Origin of the sequence: Mucilaginibacter ginkgonis, assembly GCF_009754905.2 — a bacterium.
Taxonomy (GTDB): domain Bacteria; phylum Bacteroidota; class Bacteroidia; order Sphingobacteriales; family Sphingobacteriaceae; genus Mucilaginibacter; species Mucilaginibacter ginkgonis.
In genome coordinates this window covers 2,617,618-2,635,546 of record NZ_CP066775.1, presented here as the reverse complement: position 1 = coordinate 2,635,546, position 17,929 = coordinate 2,617,618, and the positions used below count along the sequence as shown (strand labels likewise).

16 protein-coding genes and 1 tRNA gene are annotated in these 17,929 nt (G+C 45.0%); 10 read left to right on the top strand and 7 right to left on the bottom strand.

From position 1 onward, the window contains the following. Positions 1-19: 19 nt before the first annotated feature. Entirely contained in the window at positions 20-166 is a 147-nt protein-coding gene (locus GO620_RS12280) for a hypothetical protein (RefSeq protein ID WP_157525651.1), read from the top strand. A gap of 361 nt (positions 167-527) precedes the next feature. Beyond that, positions 528-974 carry a hypothetical protein gene (locus GO620_RS12275; protein WP_157525650.1) on the top strand — a complete coding sequence of 149 codons (447 nt, stop codon included), beginning with the start codon at positions 528-530 and terminating at the stop codon, positions 972-974. A gap of 687 nt (positions 975-1,661) precedes the next feature. Here GO620_RS12275 and der read toward each other — a convergent pair. Beyond that, entirely contained in the window at positions 1,662-2,963 is a 1,302-nt protein-coding gene (der, locus tag GO620_RS12270) for a ribosome biogenesis GTPase Der (protein ID WP_157525649.1), read from the bottom strand. Positions 2,964-3,088: 125 nt separating this feature from the next. After that, positions 3,089-3,967, bottom strand: coding sequence for a GTPase Era (gene era / locus GO620_RS12265; RefSeq protein ID WP_157525648.1), 879 nt, complete (start codon positions 3,965-3,967; stop codon positions 3,089-3,091). 72 nt (positions 3,968-4,039) lie between these two features. On the opposite strand from era, the gene GO620_RS12260 reads away from it, so the two are divergent. Then, a tRNA-Met gene (locus GO620_RS12260) sits at positions 4,040-4,116 on the top strand. A 171-nt stretch (positions 4,117-4,287) separates the two neighbouring features. Then, complete coding sequence (locus tag GO620_RS12255; protein WP_157525647.1) at positions 4,288-4,986, top strand: hypothetical protein; 699 nt, start codon at positions 4,288-4,290, stop codon at positions 4,984-4,986. A gap of 20 nt (positions 4,987-5,006) precedes the next feature. On the opposite strand, the gene GO620_RS12250 is transcribed toward GO620_RS12255, so the two are convergent. The 3 genes from GO620_RS12250 to GO620_RS12240 form a co-directional block, all read right to left on the bottom strand. Then, the gene (locus GO620_RS12250) at positions 5,007-6,416 is read right to left on the bottom strand and encodes a serine hydrolase domain-containing protein (RefSeq protein ID WP_157525646.1); all 1,410 of its coding nucleotides are present in this window, start codon (positions 6,414-6,416) and stop codon (positions 5,007-5,009) included. 78 nt (positions 6,417-6,494) lie between these two features. Next, positions 6,495-7,817, bottom strand: a complete 1,323-nt coding sequence (locus GO620_RS12245; protein ID WP_157525645.1) for a sensor histidine kinase — start codon at positions 7,815-7,817, stop codon at positions 6,495-6,497. Between the two features lie 105 nt (positions 7,818-7,922). Further along, positions 7,923-9,251 (bottom strand): sensor histidine kinase, encoded by a 1,329-nt coding sequence (locus tag GO620_RS12240; protein WP_157525644.1) that lies wholly within the window; start codon positions 9,249-9,251, stop codon positions 7,923-7,925. Positions 9,252-9,421: 170 nt separating this feature from the next. Between GO620_RS12240 and GO620_RS12235 the strand changes: the two genes are divergently transcribed. The 5 genes from GO620_RS12235 to GO620_RS12215 all read left to right on the top strand — a co-directional run bounded on the left by GO620_RS12235 (position 9,422) and on the right by GO620_RS12215 (position 14,178). Next, positions 9,422-10,903 (top strand): PAS domain-containing sensor histidine kinase, encoded by a 1,482-nt coding sequence (locus GO620_RS12235; protein WP_157525643.1) that lies wholly within the window; start codon positions 9,422-9,424, stop codon positions 10,901-10,903. A 73-nt stretch (positions 10,904-10,976) separates the two neighbouring features. Continuing rightward, complete coding sequence (locus tag GO620_RS12230; protein WP_157525642.1) at positions 10,977-11,372, top strand: DUF3224 domain-containing protein; 396 nt, start codon at positions 10,977-10,979, stop codon at positions 11,370-11,372. A gap of 92 nt (positions 11,373-11,464) precedes the next feature. Next, on the top strand, positions 11,465-12,031 hold the full coding sequence (locus GO620_RS12225; RefSeq protein ID WP_157525641.1) for a dihydrofolate reductase family protein: 567 nt from the start codon (positions 11,465-11,467) through the stop codon (positions 12,029-12,031). 62 nt (positions 12,032-12,093) lie between these two features. After that, positions 12,094-13,371 carry an MFS transporter gene (locus tag GO620_RS12220; protein ID WP_157525640.1) on the top strand — a complete coding sequence of 426 codons (1,278 nt, stop codon included), beginning with the start codon at positions 12,094-12,096 and terminating at the stop codon, positions 13,369-13,371. Positions 13,372-13,470: 99 nt separating this feature from the next. Continuing rightward, positions 13,471-14,178 (top strand): hypothetical protein, encoded by a 708-nt coding sequence (locus tag GO620_RS12215; protein WP_157525639.1) that lies wholly within the window; start codon positions 13,471-13,473, stop codon positions 14,176-14,178. Here GO620_RS12215 and GO620_RS12210 read toward each other — a convergent pair. Continuing rightward, complete coding sequence (locus tag GO620_RS12210; protein WP_157525638.1) at positions 14,175-15,062, bottom strand: dienelactone hydrolase family protein; 888 nt, start codon at positions 15,060-15,062, stop codon at positions 14,175-14,177. The genes GO620_RS12215 and GO620_RS12210 overlap by 4 nt on opposite strands. 165 nt (positions 15,063-15,227) lie before the next feature. On the opposite strand from GO620_RS12210, the gene GO620_RS12205 reads away from it, so the two are divergent. Beyond that, the gene (locus GO620_RS12205) at positions 15,228-17,378 is read left to right on the top strand and encodes a xanthine dehydrogenase family protein molybdopterin-binding subunit (protein WP_157525637.1); all 2,151 of its coding nucleotides are present in this window, start codon (positions 15,228-15,230) and stop codon (positions 17,376-17,378) included. On the opposite strand, the gene GO620_RS12200 is transcribed toward GO620_RS12205, so the two are convergent. Next, positions 17,375-17,908, bottom strand: coding sequence for a lipocalin family protein (locus GO620_RS12200; protein WP_157525636.1), 534 nt, complete (start codon positions 17,906-17,908; stop codon positions 17,375-17,377). The genes GO620_RS12205 and GO620_RS12200 overlap by 4 nt on opposite strands. Between the last annotated feature and the right edge of the window lie 21 nt (positions 17,909-17,929).

Genomic DNA, 17,929 nt, shown 5'->3' with positions numbered 1-17,929 from the left:
CTTAATTTTACAGCTACCTATGATAACGTTTTGCGACCTGTGGGAAGATAGTGCCTATGAATTTACCTTACGCTGGGACGGCGATGCCCTCGCAGGCGACCACTGGGCGCTGGTGCATGACCACGTTTGGTATATGGGATGCTTTATTTTGTACAACGGCGTTTAGAGGCTTACCGGTAACAGCGCGGATAAACTGCACCCGACGTTAATTGAAGATATGATTGAACGTGTACAGACCTGTGAAGCCGCTAATGCCAACTGCATTAATACCTACAGGAGTGCGAGAGTGAGAAGTAATTAGGGCGAAATGTAAAATCCAATTAGCAAGTTAAAAATGGAACAAAAAAAAAGACATTGTCAATAGGTAAGTTTTCAACATTATAATCTAGAGTTATCAACATGTAATTTATTAAAATTCTGATTTACAATACCTTATGTATTATTCATAATTATGCAAAAAATATTGCAATACAAAAGATGTAATATATTGTATAAAGAAGGGTTTTTTTTGCATTATCTTTACTGCCATGAGTTCAGATTTTGCATCAGCGCTTAAGAAACTTGAGAAGGAGAAACTTCGCCTTACAACGTTGCTTGCAAATATTAACGCTGCCATTGACTCATTAAATAAGGTTTCCGCTGGTTTTCAAGGGGAGTTGAATTATACAAGCGAAATCCAACCGAAAAAGATAAAGACTTTACCTTATGCGGATTATAATGTTGTTGTACCTATTGGGTATTATGAAGACTTAACAATTCCAGAAATGTTAATTTATGCTTTGGATGAAACAGGTGGAGCATTTGCTCATGATGCGGCAGAGTATATAGGAAGTATAGACGAGTTGGCAAATGTTGAATATCTAAAAAAGAGATTTACGGAAATTGCTTCCTCATTAGCAAAAGTCAATAAAATTGGATTCAAAAAAATAGGAAAGAAGTATAAATATTTTTTATTGAATTATAAGGAGGAATAAAAAAAAGCCGTCAATGACGGCTTAAAATATTGGTACTCTCCAGGGTGCCATAAAAAAGGAGATAAAATTAGAGTGAATGCTTCACTTGAGTCGACGGGGTCCAAACTCGTCGCACTTGAAGCCAGTAGCTCTAAGGGACACCTTCCAAAAGTATCTCTCGCCCTTTTTTTATTTTCAAATATATAATTTTTATTTAAATCAAATTTTTTGTCCGTCCGCTTCCTTGTCCCCTTATAGCATCGGACATTTCGGACAGCCTTATATACACAGCACATCTGCATGTCTATGCCGGCAAGGCGGTCGGCTGGGGTGGCATCGTTTTCTAAAGTTTGTGATACGGTAAAAGTGGCACCGGCATTAGCGCTTGCAGCCGGTGGGCTCCGGCCAGCATTTATCATAGAGCCTACAAAGTAAAACCAAAGAAACGGTAGTTATCGTGACACCATTTTGCCAGTGTAACACCGTTACAAAATGTGTGACAGTTTTAGGTGATTTTTGGGAAACCTGAAACGCTGACATGTTTGTGCATTACTGATAATCAGTATATTATGATGCTGACAAAATGGTGTCAAATACCAATAAGTCAGTATTTGCAGAGAAACTGTAACATGTTACACCCGCGGTATTGCGGCCGTAATTTAGCAACTGTGAGTACAAAAAAGCCCCGCTATCGCGAGGCTGTGTGGCTTATTTCTGCCTGAAAAATATCTGTACGGGGACGCCCTCAAAGTCGAAGTTGTCTCGTAGTTTGTTTTCCAGGAAACGTTTGTACGGTTCTTTAATATACTGCGGCAGGTTACAGAAAAACGCGAACATTGGCGCGGTGCCGGGTATCTGGGTAATGTATTTTATCTTAACAAATTTGCCTTTTAATGCCGGCGGCGGATAGTTCTCTATTATCGGCAGCAATACATCGTTAAGCTTGGAGGTTGATATCTTTTTGGCGCGGTTTGCATATACATGGTTAGCCACATCTATAACCTTAAGCATACGCTGCTTCTCTGTTACCGAGGTGAAAACAATAGGCACGTCTGTAAATGGCTGCAGTTTTTCGCGAATGGTATCTTCAAAAACCTTAACGGTTTTGTTGTTCTTTTCTATCAGGTCCCACTTGTTTACCACAATGACAATGCCTTTTTTATTCTTCTCTGCCAGGTGGAAGATATTGATGTCCTGCGACTCGATGCCTTCAACGGCGTCTATCATCAGGATAATTACATCGGCTTCTTCCAAGGCCTTAATGGTACGCATCACCGAGTAAAATTCGATATTCTCTTTAACCTTGGTTTTTTTGCGCAGCCCGGCTGTATCTATCAGCATAAAATCGTGCCCGTACTGGTTAAAGTGTATGTGGATAGAGTCGCGGGTGGTGCCGGCAATGGGGGTAACAATGTTACGGTCGCGGCCTATAAGGCCATTGATCATAGACGACTTGCCCACGTTAGGCCTGCCCACAATGGCATACTTTGGCAGCGTGTTTTCTTCTACCTTTTCCTCGTCGAAGGTTTTAACCACCTCGTCGAGCAGTTCGCCTGTGCCCGAGCCTGTCATAGAAGAGATGTTGTAGATCTCGCCCAGGCCTAAGCTGTAAAATATGGTAGCATCGCTCTGCTGTAATGTATTGTCGACCTTATTTACCACCACAAATACAGGCTTCTTACTGCGACGAAGCAATACGGCTATCTCATCGTCAAGGTCGGTAATGCCTGTGGTCACATCAACGACAAACAAAATGGCAGTGGCTTCTTCTACCGCGATTACTACCTGCTCGCGGATGGCAGCTTCAAAAACATCCTCGCTGTTGGCCACATAACCGCCGGTATCAATAACGGTAAAGTTGTGGTGGGTCCACTCGGCAATACCATAGTGGCGGTCGCGGGTAACGCCGCTAAAATCGTCTACAATTGCCTTGCGGCTTTCTGTAAGGCGATTATATAAAGTGCTTTTGCCAACGTTCGGGCGGCCAACTATTGCTACTATGTTGCTCATGTGTTTTAGAATCAAGAATCAAGAGCCAGGAAACAAGAATGCTAATCCGGCGTTAATTCGTTTATAATATAAAGAAGAGCAAAAATTATGTCTTGTGTCTTGATTCTTGTCTCTTGCTTCTAATACTAATCTTCGTACCCAAACTTCTTCAGGTAGTTTTTTTTGCTGCGCCAGTCGGGAATCACCTTTACAAACATCTCCAGGAATATCTTCTTTTGGAAAAAGTCTTCCATGCTGCGGCGGGCGTAAGTGCCCACTATTTTCAGCATATCGCCGTTTTTGCCAATCAGGATGTTCTTCTGCGAGTCGCGCTCTACAATAATTTCGGCACTGATGCGGTGCATGGTATCGCCTTCTTTAAAGGCGGTGATGATCACCTCGGTACTGTAAGGAATTTCCTTTTTGTATTGCTTGAATACCTGCTCGCGTATCATTTCGGCAGCAAAGAAACGGTCGTTACGGTCTGTTAGGAAATCCTTTTCATAGTAGGCAGGGTGCTCCGGCAGTAGCTCGATAATAAAATCCATAATGGATTTGATATTATGCTCGTGCAATGCCGAGATAGCAAATACCGCCTTTGGATTGAGTTTCTCCTGCCAGTAAGCAACTTTCTGCTTTACGGTTTCCTCGTCGCTTTGGTCAATTTTATTAATCAGCACGGCAACGGGCGCAAGCGAACTTTGCAGTTTCTCGGTAACGTCGTCCTCATCATATTTCTCGTTGATGTCGGTAACCAGTAAGATCAGGTCGGCGTCTACAATGGAACCATCTACCTGGTGCATCATACTTTCCTGCAGCATGTATGCAGGCTTGATAACACCCGGTGTATCAGAGAATACGATCTGATAATCTTCTGTATTAACAATACCCAGAATACGGTGACGGGTAGTTTGCGCTTTTGGGGTGATGATAGACATCTTTTCGCCTACCAAAGCGTTCATAAGCGTCGATTTTCCCGCGTTGGGTTTACCAATTATACTTACAAAACCTGCCCTGTGCCCCATCACTAAATTATTTTACTTTTTTATTTGGACTGCAAAGAAACGAATTATATCTTTGCAGTCCAATAAAAATAGTGCGGGATGGAGCAGTTGGTAGCTCGTCGGGCTCATAACCCGAAGGTCGTAGGTTCGAGTCCTGCTCCCGCTACCCAAAGAAAGCCTTGAGTCGAAAGATTTGAGGCTTTTTTGTTGGCCTTGCCCTTTCCAAAGGAGAGGGGGTTAAAGAATTAATTTGTTTTCTACGCTTAATCGCCAATAATCGCATCTTTGGTTTAAACCCTGATGCATATTTTAGCGTCCTTCCATCATCAACACCTTCAACCATGATCTCAAAGACCTTTAAACTGCTTTTAGTAGTTACACTAACCTCGATAGCCACAGCTAAGGCGCAATCTTACAGCGTATCCAGAAGCGTTGACATTTTTGGCGATACCACCACCACTTACACCGATCCGCGGGGGCTTAACACTTATAGGGTAACCAATTCAAAGGATATTTTTGGCAACAGGATCAGCAAGGTTACTGATGCTATCGGCAGGGAGATCAGAACGGTTAAGAAATCGAAAGATATTTTTGGTAACGACGAGGTTGCTGTAACCCAAAACGGAATGCCTGTAACCACTGCCAAAAGTACTACAGATATCTTCGGCAATAAGAAAAAGAGCATAACCGACGCCAATGGGGTCGAGGTTAAATCTGTCGAACGGTCCACCGATATATTCGGCAATGATGTCACCACTTTTAAAGACCGCGACCGGAATATATCCATCAAGAGTGAAAAAGATATTTTTGGTAATAAGATCAAGACGATATCAGACAACCTGGGCCGCACAAAGTTTACGCTTAAAGAATCAACAGATATCTTTGGAAACTTGATAAGAGAGGTGACAGATGATAAAGGCAGAGTGATCCTGTCTGCAAACAACGAAAAAGATATTTTTGGTAACTACAATACGTCACTTACCACAAGTCTCGACGCCCAATCCGTAAGTTCGTTTATGAGCATGTTTGACGGGAACTAAAGGGGGTCTTAGTCTTCCTATCATTTCTTCGCATCAAAAGCAGGTAAGATATACTTTTGGATTATCTCGTCGGATGGCGACTGGCTGTTATAATTCCCACCCGTGGTAATAACCACCATGTTCAACTTCCTAAACACGTAGATCTTTTGGCCGCCATTACCTTGCGCTGCAAAAGTTTGATAGCTTTTGTTTGGTGTATCCAAATGTTTTAGCCACCAGAAATAGCCATAATCTACACCCTGCACTACCGAGTGTTTAGCGGTAGATTCTTGTACCCATTTTTTTGGCACTATCTGCCTGCCATTCCAAACGCCATCCTGTAAGTATAGCTGACCAAACTTGGCCATGTCGCGCGGAGTTAAATAAACCTGGCAAAAATTCTCTGCGTTAGATGGGTCGGGTTTGAAATTCCACGTAAAGTCGGTTATACCTAAAGGCCCAAACAGGTTTTTAGCGGCGTAATCGCGCAATGGCGACTTAGCGTATAATTCTATAATACGTCCTATAGTGATAGGGTTTCCGGAATTATAACGGCCTACTTTACCGGGAGTATCTATTATGGGCAGATCGTAGGTGTATTGTATCCAGTCCGGCGAATTGCCCATAGCGGTCTCATTACCGCCAAGTTTAGGGTTTGCGGCATCATATGCTACGCCGGTTTGATTGTCCAGCATGTCCTGCAAGGTAATGCGGTCTTTAAGCGGTGAGGGGTTCTTCCAATGGTATTGCGGCAATAGATCGTTAAGTTTAGCATTGATTGATGGCAATACCTTTTGCTGCAAAGCTATGCCTGTTAGTGCCGAGATCACACTTTTAGACGCCGAGCGCATTTCCTGCAGCCTGTCGCGTGTATAATCGTAAAAGTATTCTTCAAATACCAGTTTTCCGTCTTTCATGATCAGCACGCTTCTTACATTAGGGTAGTCGCCTTTAAAAATTTTGTGCATCATGTCCGCCAGTAACCGAGCGTCTAAACTGGTACCTGTTAATGAAGATGTGCTGACCCCATCCTTTATTTGTGCGGGTTGGTGGTATTTGTACCCGTATACCTCGGGATGTACTACCATACGCGGATACCACATGGTTTTAGGAAAAGAAACGTCTTTATTGATGAGTTTAAAAGTATCGCGGCCGATAACGTAGCCATTCAGGTTATTTTTACTGTCCCTTGTAAAGTGTACAAGTTCATTGCTGTTGTTTAAAAAATTGTCGTTTCCCTGCGGTCTTAACGGGTAGCGGCTCTCATTTATAATGGCATAAAGCAAAGAGTCTTTTGGCGACGCCGCGAATTTAAGCGTAGTATTATTCGAGTATTGATACAAACCCTGATACTGTATCAATTGCAAATATCCGGGTTTGCCAGCTTGCGCGTAAAGTACCAACGGTGTGATAAGCACAAGTAATAGTGTTTTATAAAAGTTATGTGTCAAAACAGTAAAAGTTTCATGGTAGGCAATTTCAATTAAAGATATAAAAATTGCTTACCACTACAACGTAAACAGATCTGCTTAGCCCATCGGCACAAACACAAAAAAGCCGGAACCCTTTCCGGGTGTGCTTTCAAAACTGATACGGCCGTTTTGGCGCTCTATAAATTCTTTGCAAAGGGTTAAGCCCAGGCCGACACCCTTTTCATTATTTGTGCCATAGCCGGGTTCCGCGCTAAGTGAAAAAAGGTTTTGTTGTTTATCGTAATCTATGCCTTTGCCGTTATCGCTTACCGTGATCTTACATTCACCGTTTCCGACCGTCGCGTTTACAGCAATTGCGCCGCCGGCCGGGGTGAATTTTATAGCGTTGTTCACCAGGTTTCTGATTACTAACTCCAGCATGTCCGCGTCAGCGATCACTGTTATAGCGGGATCAATTTGAAAATTAAAGGATATGCTTTTCTTGATTGCCTGCATTTGGCATAGTTCATGCGTGTTTTTAAGCGCGTCTGATAAAATAAGCGTTGCCAGGTGCACCTCAGACCCTTGCATTTGCGACTTTGACCATTGCAGCAGGTTGGTCAGCATATCCGTCGCGCCGTTGGTAGCTGCGAGAAGATCATGTTCTATCGCGGCGCGCTGCGATGGTTCTATATCACTTTCCGTTAATATTTCCAGGTAGCTTTGTATGTTAAAGAGCGGTGCACGCATATCGTGCGAAATGATAGACATTAGTTTATTTTTCTCGGCATCGCTTTTTTCTATCTGTTGCTTTTGATGTGATATCTGCTCATTCTGTATCTCCAGCGCCAGGGCCTTCTCCGCTACAGCAGCACGTTCTTTATTATATTTCTTTCGGATGTATTTGATGACAATGAAAATTGTTATCACCGGCATTGGGAATGCTGTTATCCTGTCTACAAGTTCGCCCTGCCCGGCAGTAAACGGGTGCCTTACCCATTGCGGATTGTAATAGGCAACCACATGTAAGGCCATGAACGCCAGAATGTAAATGATAAGCCAGGTAAGCTGGTGTTTGTAAGGGGCTATTGCCAGTACCAATAAAAGATACGCCGGCCAGATAATATCGGTAGACCCGCTTATGCCCGAATTGGCGAAATAATTTACCGAGAAAAGGACTATGCCCGTTACGCCGAATAATACGCTGTTGTGCTTTACGCCTTTAAAGCGCGAATTGTAATATTCGAACAGGAAAAAAGCGGTCATTACCAGCGCCGAGAAAGACGCGATATACATCCCCACAAAAAAATTGTAAGGAATATAAAATACCGCCAGGACCATAAGGGCCACGGTTATAGAATGGAATATCCTGCTCTCTAACGAAAAATCATCAGAGTTGCCCACCAGCCGCGGCCAGATAGCTTTCAGTTTGTTAACCATAATAAAGGAGCTGTGCCAATGTACTCATTTAATGTTACAACACTAAACGAATATAAGCTAAGCGTGCAGGGAATTTGAATGGAGCGATACCCTTATCCAATAAAATTAGTGGCTTATCATGGGTACATACACAAAGAAGCTGGAACCCTGTCCGGGCTGGCTCTCAAAACTGATATGGCCGTTCTGGCGCTCAATGAACTCTTTGCAAAGCGTTAAACCAAGGCCAACCCCTTTTTCATTATTAGTGCCGTACCCGGGGTTTGGGTCTAGAGAAAATATGTTTTTCTGCTTATCGTGATCAATGCCTTTGCCGTTATCACTTACAGTTATTTTGCATTCGCCGTCTATGATCTCCGCATTTACACTTATAGTGCCACCGCCAGGTGTAAATTTTATGGCATTGCTCACCAGGTTTCTGATCACTAGTTGCAGCATATCCGCGTCTGCAACTACCATTATTGCAGGATCAATTTCGTAGCTTAAAGTAATATCCTTTTTGCCAGCATGCAGTCTACACATGTCTAAGGTGCTTTGTAAAGTATCTAATAGATTAACAGTCGACAGATTGACCGCCGGTCCTTCCATTTGTGATTTAGACCACTGCAGCAAATTGGTGAGCATGTCCATGGTGCTGTTAGTCGCGATCAATAGGTCTTTCTCGATCATTGCACGGTCTTCCATGTCAAGCTCGTTATCGCCCATTAGTTGCAGGTAACCCTGTATGCTAATGATGGGCGCACGCATGTCATGCGAAATGATGGACATGAGCTTATTTTTTTCGGCATCAGCTTTTTCTATCAGCTCTTTTTGCAGTGATATTTGCGCGTGCTGCGCTGTTATGGCAATGGTTTTTTCCTCTGCGATAATGCGGGCGTTATCATACCTTTTACGTACATAATTAATAACCAGGTATAAGATAAGCAGCGGTAAGGGGAACGCAGTTATCCTTTCTAATATTTCGTCTTTAGCTGCGGCAAACGGATGTTTCACAACTTCCGGATGATAATATGCTATCAGATGAAAGATAAGGAAAAGTGCTATGTATGATATGAGCCATAAGAGATGTTGCCGGTATGGAGAGGTGATCAGTAAAAAGAAGAGATAGGCCCGCCAGATAATATCAGTGGAGCTGTCGATTCCCCAATTGGCGAAGTAGTTTATAGAAAATAAGACCAGGCCAACTACCCCGAATAAGAAACTGTTGTGGTTTTTATTACGGCAGCGGGATTGATAATACTCGTAAGAAAACAGCAAACAAACAGCGAGTATCGATAACGAAGACGTATAAAAGCCGCCATAGAAATTATAGGACACGTAAAAAACGGCAAGTATAGCCAGTCCAATGCTGATGGAATGGAATATCCTGCTCTCGAACGAAAAATCGTCAGAACTGCCTATAAGCCGAAGCCATACCGTATTCAGTTTAGTATCCATCAGTAACGCGCTGTACTAATGTAACTATTTATAGGTTAGGTATGTAAGCTGTCGCAATTTATGGCGTACATTTCACTATTAGCTAAATTTCTTTACCAGGCGTATAATTTTGCGAATGCGCTAACTATGTCTACTTTTATTTGTTTAGAGCATCAACTTGACTGGGGAAAATGCCGGAACGTCTACCTTTTATCGAAAACGAAATAATTGCTAAGAGCGAAACGCATTTTGCAGCGCTGGTAACCGCGTTTTCTGATGTAATATACCGCATGAGTCCCGACTGGTCTGTACTGCAGGAACTTGACAGCAATTCTTTCTTAAAAAATATCGGTTCGCCTACAGAAAATTGGGTTGAGCAGTACATTCACCCCTTAGACCAGGAACTGGTGATCCGCACCTATCAGGATGCTATTGCCAATAAGCGAATGTTCCAGTTAGAACACAGGGTATTGCGTGCGGACGGCAGCATCGGCTGGACATCATCTCGCGCAGTGCCAATTTTTGGCAACCACGGTGAGGTGACCGAATGGTTTGGCGCCGCCAACGACATCACAGAGCGTAAACGTACCGAGGAAGCTTTGCAGGTAGCAAAGGAGTCGGCCGAGAAGCAAAAGCGCTTGTATGAGACCATTACCGCCAACACTCCCGATCTTATTTACGTGTTTGAGCTGGATTATACCTTTTCTTATGTGAACCAGGCCTTGCTTAATATGTGGGGCAAAACGTGGGACAATGCCGTTGGCTTGGGCTTGCGCGAAAATGGTTACGAAGAGTGGCATGCCCAGATGCATGAGCGCGAGATAGATCATATTGTTGCTACAAAGGAACAGGTACGCGGGGTGGTAAACTTCCCCCATGCCACGCTTGGTACCAGGTCTTACGACTATATATTGTCGCCGGTACTTGACGCCGATGGCAATGTACAGGCGGTATCAGGCACTACGCGAGACATTAGCGAGATCAAAGAAACAGAGCGGCGTAAGAACGACTTCATCAACATGGTGAGCCATGAGTTAAAAACCCCGCTTACTTCTACCGTAAGCTATGTGCAGATTGCAGAAAAGCGTGCTGCAGATAATCACGACTCTATCGCAGCCAATATGCTTAACCGGGCCAAGGTGCAGCTATCTAAAATGACGCGTATGATCAACGGCTTTTTAAATGTATCCCGTTTACAGGCCGGTAAGATGGACATGGACATGCAGCGCTTTCAGCTTCAGGACTTGCTGGAAGAGGTAAGGCAGGAGGCGGCAATAACCATTACGACGCATAACCTCATTTTTGCCCCTATCGAAAACGTATGGCTAACGGCAGATAAAGACAAGATAGAACACGTATTCATAAACCTTATAAGTAACGCGGCCAAATATTCGCCAATTGGCAGTCCTATTTATATCACAGGCGAACGTGTTGACGGACACATTCAATTTAACGTTAAGGACGATGGTATGGGAATAAACCCGGCCGAGATACCGCTATTATTCGAGCCTTACTACCGTGTAAAAGAGGCGGAGGCGAAAAAGATAGCAGGCTTTGGCATTGGGTTATATTTAAGCGCCGAAGTAGTGAAACGGCACAACGGCAGTATCTGGGCCGATAGCGAAGCAGGCAAAGGCAGTATCTTCCATTTTACACTGCCCATAGAGGAATAAATGTTCTTTTGGAACTTTACTGCTGACATAGGGCTGTCACAGTATACTTTTACTTCGCTTAAAAACTAACAATATGCAAGCAAAAGGAACATTTGAAGTAAAGATATTACCTGTTGAAGGAACGCCTATAGAAACCGAAGCCGGCATCGGCCGTATGACCATCGACAAGACGTGGAGGGGTGATCTGTCCGGAACGTCTAAAGGTGTTATGATCACCAGCATGACAGAAAGCACAGGCGCCATGGCTTATGTAGCCTTAGAGAAGTTTAATGGCGAGTTGAACGGGAAAAGCGGCACATTCTACTTCTCGCATTCCGCTACGATGATAAAAGGAGACGCATCATCCGGCGCTTTGAACATAACGGTGGTACGGAGTTCGGCGACTGGGGAACTGGCCGGGTTAAGCGGGAAATTAGATATTAATGTCGACGGTGGAGGCCACTCGTATAACTTAGATTATCAGCTCTGACGACGCAATCTGCCACCGTTTTTGTCGCGTTGAGGGCTATTATTATTTCTATCGGCTTATGATATTTGTAATACACCAATAAACATAATGTTATGAGAAAGTTGATATTACAGATGCAGATCACCATTGATGGTTTTGTTGCCCGCCCTAATGGTGCGCTGGATTGGATGTGGGCTGGCGGTGCCACAGACCAGGCTATCGTAGATAAGGTGATTGAACTGGCCGACAGCTGCGATCATATATTGTTAGGCCGTAAAATGACCAACGAGTTTGTTACTTACTGGGAAAATGTGGTTAATAACCAGCCCGACAGCCCCGAGATGGACCTCGCCCGCCGCATGGTGGATATGCAAAAGATTATCTTCAGCAAAACAGAGAAAGATATAAAGGGCCGCAATTTACGCGTAGAAAATGGCGATCTGGCTGCAGTAATTAACGAGTTGAAGGCACTGCAAGGCAAAGACCTGATGGTATACGGCGGTGCCGATTTTGCGAGCTCGCTTATTAAAGAACACCTGGTAGACGAATTTTACTTCTTTCACAGCCCGGTAGCCATAGGCAGCGGCATGCGCATTTTTAACGGTGACCAAATGTTAAAGCTCGAAAGCTCTACCCAATACAAAAACGGCAAGATCCTGAACAAGTATTTACCGGTGTGAACAGCGTAATCTTAATTTTCAGAAGGGATAGTGCGATAAACCAAATTTTATAAGTTTGGGTTATGAACACGCAAACCCCTAATGCGAACCCTGTTGCGCGCATCCTTACCGCCAGCCTCGTTGGTACTACCATAGAGTTTTTCGACTTTTATATTTATGCCACGGCGGCGGTGCTGGTGTTTCCCAAATTATTTTTTCGCGCGTCTGATCCCACATCTGCTACGCTCGAGTCGCTGGCAACATTTGCGCTGGCATTTTTCGCTCGTCCGTTAGGTGCAGCCATCTTCGGCCACTTCGGCGACCGCAAAGGCCGCAAGGCTACACTGGTTGCCGCGCTCATGACCATGGGTCCATCAACCGTGGCCATTGGCTTGCTGCCGGGCTATGCTACAATTGGCGTCGCTGCCCCGATATTGCTGGCGCTGTTCAGGTTTGGGCAGGGCTTAGGCCTGGGCGGCGAGTGGGGCGGTGCAGTATTGTTAGCCACAGAAAGCGCTCCGCCAAACAAACGGGCCTGGTATGGCATGTTCCCGCAATTGGGTGCTCCCATCGGGTTTTTATTATCCAGCGGCACGTTCTTTATCCTCAGCAAAACCATGAGCGAGGCAAACTTCATCAACTATGGCTGGCGCATACCCTTCATTGCAAGTGCGTTGCTGGTTTGGGTGGGTTTGTACGTGCGGTTAAAGATCACAGAAACGCCCGCCTTTATGAAAATGATCGATAATGACGAGCGTTCGGTTGTTCCATTTGCGGATGTTTTTGTAAAACACACCAAAGCCATTACGCTGGGTACATTGGCCACCATCACTACGTTTCTGCTGTTCTACCTCATGACGGTATTTACCCTTAGCTGGGGCACATCGGCACTGCACATTCCCAAAAGCGATTTCCTGATCGTCCAGATGATCTCGATGCTGTTCTTCGGTCTGGGTATACCAATTTCTGCAGTATTGGCCGATAAATATGGCCGCAATAAAATGCTGGTTTGGGCAACTGTGCTCATTATGGCTTTTGGGTTGGTTTTTGCGCCACTGTTTACCACCGGCAGTTTATTGACCACTGCCATATTCCTTGCGTTGGGTATGCTGTTGATGGGGCTTACTTATGGGCCAATAGGCACGGCATTGGCGGGCATCTTCCCGGCATCAGTGAGGTATACAGGGGCGTCACTGGCATTTACGCTGGCGGGCATCCTGGGCGCATCATTAACCCCTTACCTGGCCACTACATTAGCTACCAAATTTGGACTGGCTTACGTTGGGTATTATCTCACAGCGGCATCAACGCTTACGTTGATAGCATTACTTGCAGCCAAACGGTTGATGAAATTGGATTGACGTTTAAAGAAAATTGAGGGATATCCAATAATTTTTCCAACCAAAACGTTGTTGATTTTAGCCTGCAGATAAGTATCTTTAAGGCTCATTATTAAGCATTTGAAAAGGTCTTTTTATACACTACTTACCCTGGCAGTAATTTGCGGTGCCTTTTGTGCCTGTAAAAAAACGGTAACGCTGCCGCTTAAATCGCTTATTTCATTGAGTATGGTGGCAGACAGTACATCTTTTGATGTGCCGGTTACGCCAAAAGTGACGCCTGCACCTAACATCACCTTTACCAGCGGAGGCATGCTGGTCAACACCTTTAAATTTGTCGCGACAAAGAGCGGCAGCCCTATCGAGAAAGTGATTATGGGTAATGACGTAACAGATCTGTTTGCTAAAACACCTGTACTTTACACGATCAACGTAGATACCGGCGCGTATGTGAATTCCGAATTCAGGGTGCGGTTTCTAAAAACAACGGTGGCCAATGCACCAGCCCCGCTGATACTTAAGGGCACTTATAAAACTGCAACCGCTACCACGCCTATCGAGGTAGATTTTAACGAGACAACAGAAGTACGCATCAAAATAAAGGACCAGGTTATCGTTGATGGTTTAACGGATATCACCTCGTACTTGAAAATCTATCTCAACAGGCTATTTATGGGCGTTATGGCTACCGACGTAGACAAAGCAGTGCGTACCAACAATGTGATCCTGATCAATAGCACCACCAACCGCAATATTTATCTAAAGATACGCGCTAACATCCTTAACGCCGTAGGCGGTGATGCAACGCAGGTATCTGTTGAAGATTAATTCAAATTCGCTTTAAAGAAGTCGATGGTGCGCTGCCAGGCCAGTTCTGCCGCTGCTTTGTCGTAACGTGGGGTAGTGTCATTGTGAAAGCCATGGTTGGCGCCTTCGTAAACAAAGCCCTGATATTTCTTGTGGTTTTCCTTTAGCGCTGCTTCATAAGCAGGCCAGCCTCCCGTAATACGGGTATCTAAAGAAGCATAATGCAGCATTAGCGGGGCTTGTATTTTTGGCACATCCGCGGCAGCGGGCTGCGCGCCATAAAACGGAACGGCAGCCGCAAGACTGGGCAGGCGCACAGCCATCATATTGGCAATACCGCCGCCATAGCAAAAGCCAACAACGCCAACTTTGCCATTGCAATGTTTGTGGTTCTTTAAATAAGTAAACGCGTCCAGAAAGTCGTTTTCCATTTCGGTCTTGTCCCGCTTAGCCTGCATTTCGCGACCAGCATCGTCATTGCCGGGGTATCCGCCTAACGGACTCAATGCATCCGGAGCAAGGGTGATGAACCCCGCGACTGCCGCACGGCGCGCCACATCTTCTATATAGGGGTTTAATCCGCGGTTCTCATGCACCACAATAATGCCGCCCAACTTTTTGGTATTACCCTTTGGCTCGCTAAGCAAACCCTTGATCTTGCCTCCACCGTTGGGCGAGTCGTAAGTGATATAGCCCGAAGATATTCTTGGATCATCCGCCTTCACCTGGATATTATCCTGGTAATTCGGCATAAGGAAACTCATAAGCGCGGGAACGGTTAAGCCGCCAACAGCATAAAGTGAGAGCTTTTGTACAAAAGACCGGCGATCTAAGCGGTTGTGCGCGTAATCGTCATAAAGGTCAAATACTTCTTGTTTAACGTCTTCTTTATTTATCTGGCTCATAGTGGCTTATGTTTAAATCAAATGTAATCAATAAGAAGATGCTTCCGCAACAGGAAGTGTACAAAAAATTCTCAAAGCGATGCTATCAAAGCATCTATGTGCATAAGCAGAACGTCATTGATTACGGGTTGCATTGCAGCAAGTAAATTGTCTACCTTTAGGATAATGGAAAAGGTTTCGAGGCGAAAATTCATACAAACCGCGGGTGTTTCAGGCCTGGCATTGTGGCTTGGATTGTCTGCAAAAGGTACAACGGTTAAAGCGGCAGATCTGGCATCGGCAAAAAATTTCACGCCGTACATTATGGTAGAGGGTAACGGCAACATTACCATTTATAATATCAAGCCCGAGATGGGGCAGGGGACGTTTCAATCTGTACCGGCGCTTATTGCCGAGGAATTTGAAGTTTCGCTCGACAAGGTCATCATCAAAAATTCTAACGGAGAGAAAGAGTTAGGGCCGGGTCAGCGCGCGGGCGGCAGCGCGTCTATCCGGACAGGTTATACTAATTTCAGGAAGATCGGCGCGTCTGCAAAAGAGGTGTTCATCCTCGCCGCAGCCGGGAGATGGGGTGTTGACGCGAACACATGTTATGCGGAGAACGCCATGGTGATCCATTCGCCTAGCAAACGAAGCATAGCTTATGAGAACCTGATAGAAGACGCAGCTAAAATTGAGATACCAAAGGAGCCTAAGCTTAAAGACCCGAAAGACTTTAAGATCATTGGCAAGGCTGTTCATCGCCCCGATGTGCCGCTTAAAACCAATGGTTCGGCGCAATTTGGCATTGATGCGAGTCTGCCGGGAATGGTTTACGCTACGGTCGAGCGTTGCCCGGTTATAGGCGGAACCTTAAAAAGCTTTGATGCAACGGAGGCGCTTAAAGTTGCCGGGGTGGAAAAGGTTTTCGCCGCGGAGCGGATCGCGGGAACCTACAAGTCTACCGGAGTTGCGGTCATTGCAAATTCATATTGGGCTGCCATGCAGGGCCGCGCAAAGCTGAAAATAGAATGGGAGACCCACGGATACGACAATTTTAATTCGAAAGATTATGAAGCACATTTGCGTGCGTTGGCTAATGAGGAAGGCCTCGTAGATAAAAATATTGGTGCCGTAGACTGGGCTAAGGTATCGCGTACCAACACTGTTGAAGCATTTTATGAAACGCCCATTGTAGCTCACAGTCCGTTGGAGCCAATGGGTGCTGTGGTTAAAATCGATGGCGACGCGATAGAAATATGGACCTCAACACAGGTGCCCAGCTCGTTAACAGGAAGCGGGCCCACCGACCTGCACAGCTTTATTGGTTTTAAGCCCGAAAATATTAAGATGCACAACATGTTCATTGGCGGTGGTTTTGGGCGGCGCTTGTATCTCGACTATATTATAGAGGCAGTAAATGTTGCAAAGCAACTAGACAAACCGGTGAAAGTGGTTTGGTCGCGCGAGGATACCACCAAGCAAGGGCCTTTCAGGCCGATGACTTTCTCTAAACTAAAAGCAGGATTCGATGATCAGGGTAAATTGTCAATGTTTGAGCATAAGGTAATTAGCCCTTCGCTATCAGAAGCCACGCGACCAAATTTCGATCCGTCGAAAGTAGATGCTTCAATGGTTGAAGGCATAGCCGAGCAAGCTTATGAGATACCAAACATTAAAACATCATACGTCCGTGCGGAATGCCACTTACCGCTGGCAGCATGGCGGTCTGTAACCAGTTCAACTTTGTCGTTCGCGCATGAATGTTTTATAGATGAGTTGGCTGTTAAGGCAAAGCAAGACCCTTTAGATTTCAGATTGAATTTGCTTAGCAAACCGTCTGACACCAAAAAGGTGCTGCTTAAACTTAAGGAGGTGTCGGGTTGGGATAAACCTTTGCCAAAAGGTAAAGGCCGTGGTATTGCTCAATGGGAGTTCTTTGCCGGTCTGTGCGGCCAGGTTGTAGAAGTAACCCACCGCGCTGATGGCACAATAAAGATAGATAAGGTCTACGCGGTAATTGACCTGGGCGAAGTGGTCAGTCCTGATAATGTGAAAAATCAGGTTGAAGGTGCAATCGTTATGGCTATAACCGCTGCCACGAAGCCCGCCATCACATTTAAAATGGGCGAAGTGGAGCAAAGCAACTTTTACGATAATAATATGCTGCGCATGAACGAGACCCCTAAAATCGAGGTGCACATTCTGGCAGATGGCGGCAAAGTAAAAGGTGTTGGCGAACCGGGTCTACCTCCGTTTGCACCAGCTTTGGCCAATGCCATTTATGCTGCAACGGGTAAGCGCGTCAGGAAAATGCCTTTCGAACTAAAAGCTTAAAACTGCCATTCCAGTTTTGAAGTGTTAAAGCCTATGCCTTCGGCTGCACGTAAAAAGCGGTCTTTAATTTCTTGCGGTACAGATTTTTCTCGCGACAAAATCCACAGGTAACTAAGATTGCTGCTGGACACCAGCGCATATTTATAATCGTCATCAACGTCTAAAACGTTGTAAGCAAAGTAAACAGGTTCAAGGTAAGATACTTTCAGGCGGCCACTATCTTCCGCCACCTTAGATTTTATTAACCCTGAGAACTCTTTCCACTCCTGTTTTTTGGAGTTATAAGCGCGTGTCACCACTTTGAAAGATCCGTCGTCATTCAGCGAATAGTCTTCTGTCAGGTCCTTCAGGTTTTTCTCTATCATTGATGGCAAGCGGGCAGCTTCATGCCACAAGCCCATAAATCTTTTCTTATCGAATGGTTTGAAGATCGCCGCCTCAGGTATGTCGCTTTTCGATAATAGCTTATATGCTAACGCCGCTACGCCTGCGCCGGCAAGCGCCGCTAATGCCCACTTTTCTTTTTTCATATTTCAGTAAGGCGTTAAGCT

Excerpts from the sequence above, each read along its gene's own strand:
- GO620_RS12280 (WP_157525651.1), top strand. The coding sequence starts at position 20 with ATGATAACGTTTTGCGACCTGTGGGAAGATAGTGCCTATGAATTTACC.
- GO620_RS12275 (WP_157525650.1), top strand. The coding sequence starts at position 528 with ATGAGTTCAGATTTTGCATCAGCGCTTAAGAAACTTGAGAAGGAGAAA.
- der (WP_157525649.1), bottom strand. The coding sequence starts at position 2,963 with ATGAGCAACATAGTAGCAATAGTTGGCCGCCCGAACGTTGGCAAAAGC.
- era (WP_157525648.1), bottom strand. The coding sequence starts at position 3,967 with ATGGGGCACAGGGCAGGTTTTGTAAGTATAATTGGTAAACCCAACGCG.
- GO620_RS12255 (WP_157525647.1), top strand. The coding sequence starts at position 4,288 with ATGATCTCAAAGACCTTTAAACTGCTTTTAGTAGTTACACTAACCTCG.
- GO620_RS12245 (WP_157525645.1), bottom strand. The coding sequence starts at position 7,817 with ATGGTTAACAAACTGAAAGCTATCTGGCCGCGGCTGGTGGGCAACTCT.
- GO620_RS12240 (WP_157525644.1), bottom strand. The coding sequence starts at position 9,251 with ATGGATACTAAACTGAATACGGTATGGCTTCGGCTTATAGGCAGTTCT.
- GO620_RS12235 (WP_157525643.1), top strand. The coding sequence starts at position 9,422 with ATGCCGGAACGTCTACCTTTTATCGAAAACGAAATAATTGCTAAGAGC.
- GO620_RS12230 (WP_157525642.1), top strand. The coding sequence starts at position 10,977 with ATGCAAGCAAAAGGAACATTTGAAGTAAAGATATTACCTGTTGAAGGA.
- GO620_RS12225 (WP_157525641.1), top strand. The coding sequence starts at position 11,465 with ATGAGAAAGTTGATATTACAGATGCAGATCACCATTGATGGTTTTGTT.
- GO620_RS12220 (WP_157525640.1), top strand. The coding sequence starts at position 12,094 with ATGAACACGCAAACCCCTAATGCGAACCCTGTTGCGCGCATCCTTACC.
- GO620_RS12210 (WP_157525638.1), bottom strand. The coding sequence starts at position 15,062 with ATGAGCCAGATAAATAAAGAAGACGTTAAACAAGAAGTATTTGACCTT.
- GO620_RS12205 (WP_157525637.1), top strand. The coding sequence starts at position 15,228 with ATGGAAAAGGTTTCGAGGCGAAAATTCATACAAACCGCGGGTGTTTCA.
- GO620_RS12200 (WP_157525636.1), bottom strand. The coding sequence starts at position 17,908 with ATGAAAAAAGAAAAGTGGGCATTAGCGGCGCTTGCCGGCGCAGGCGTA.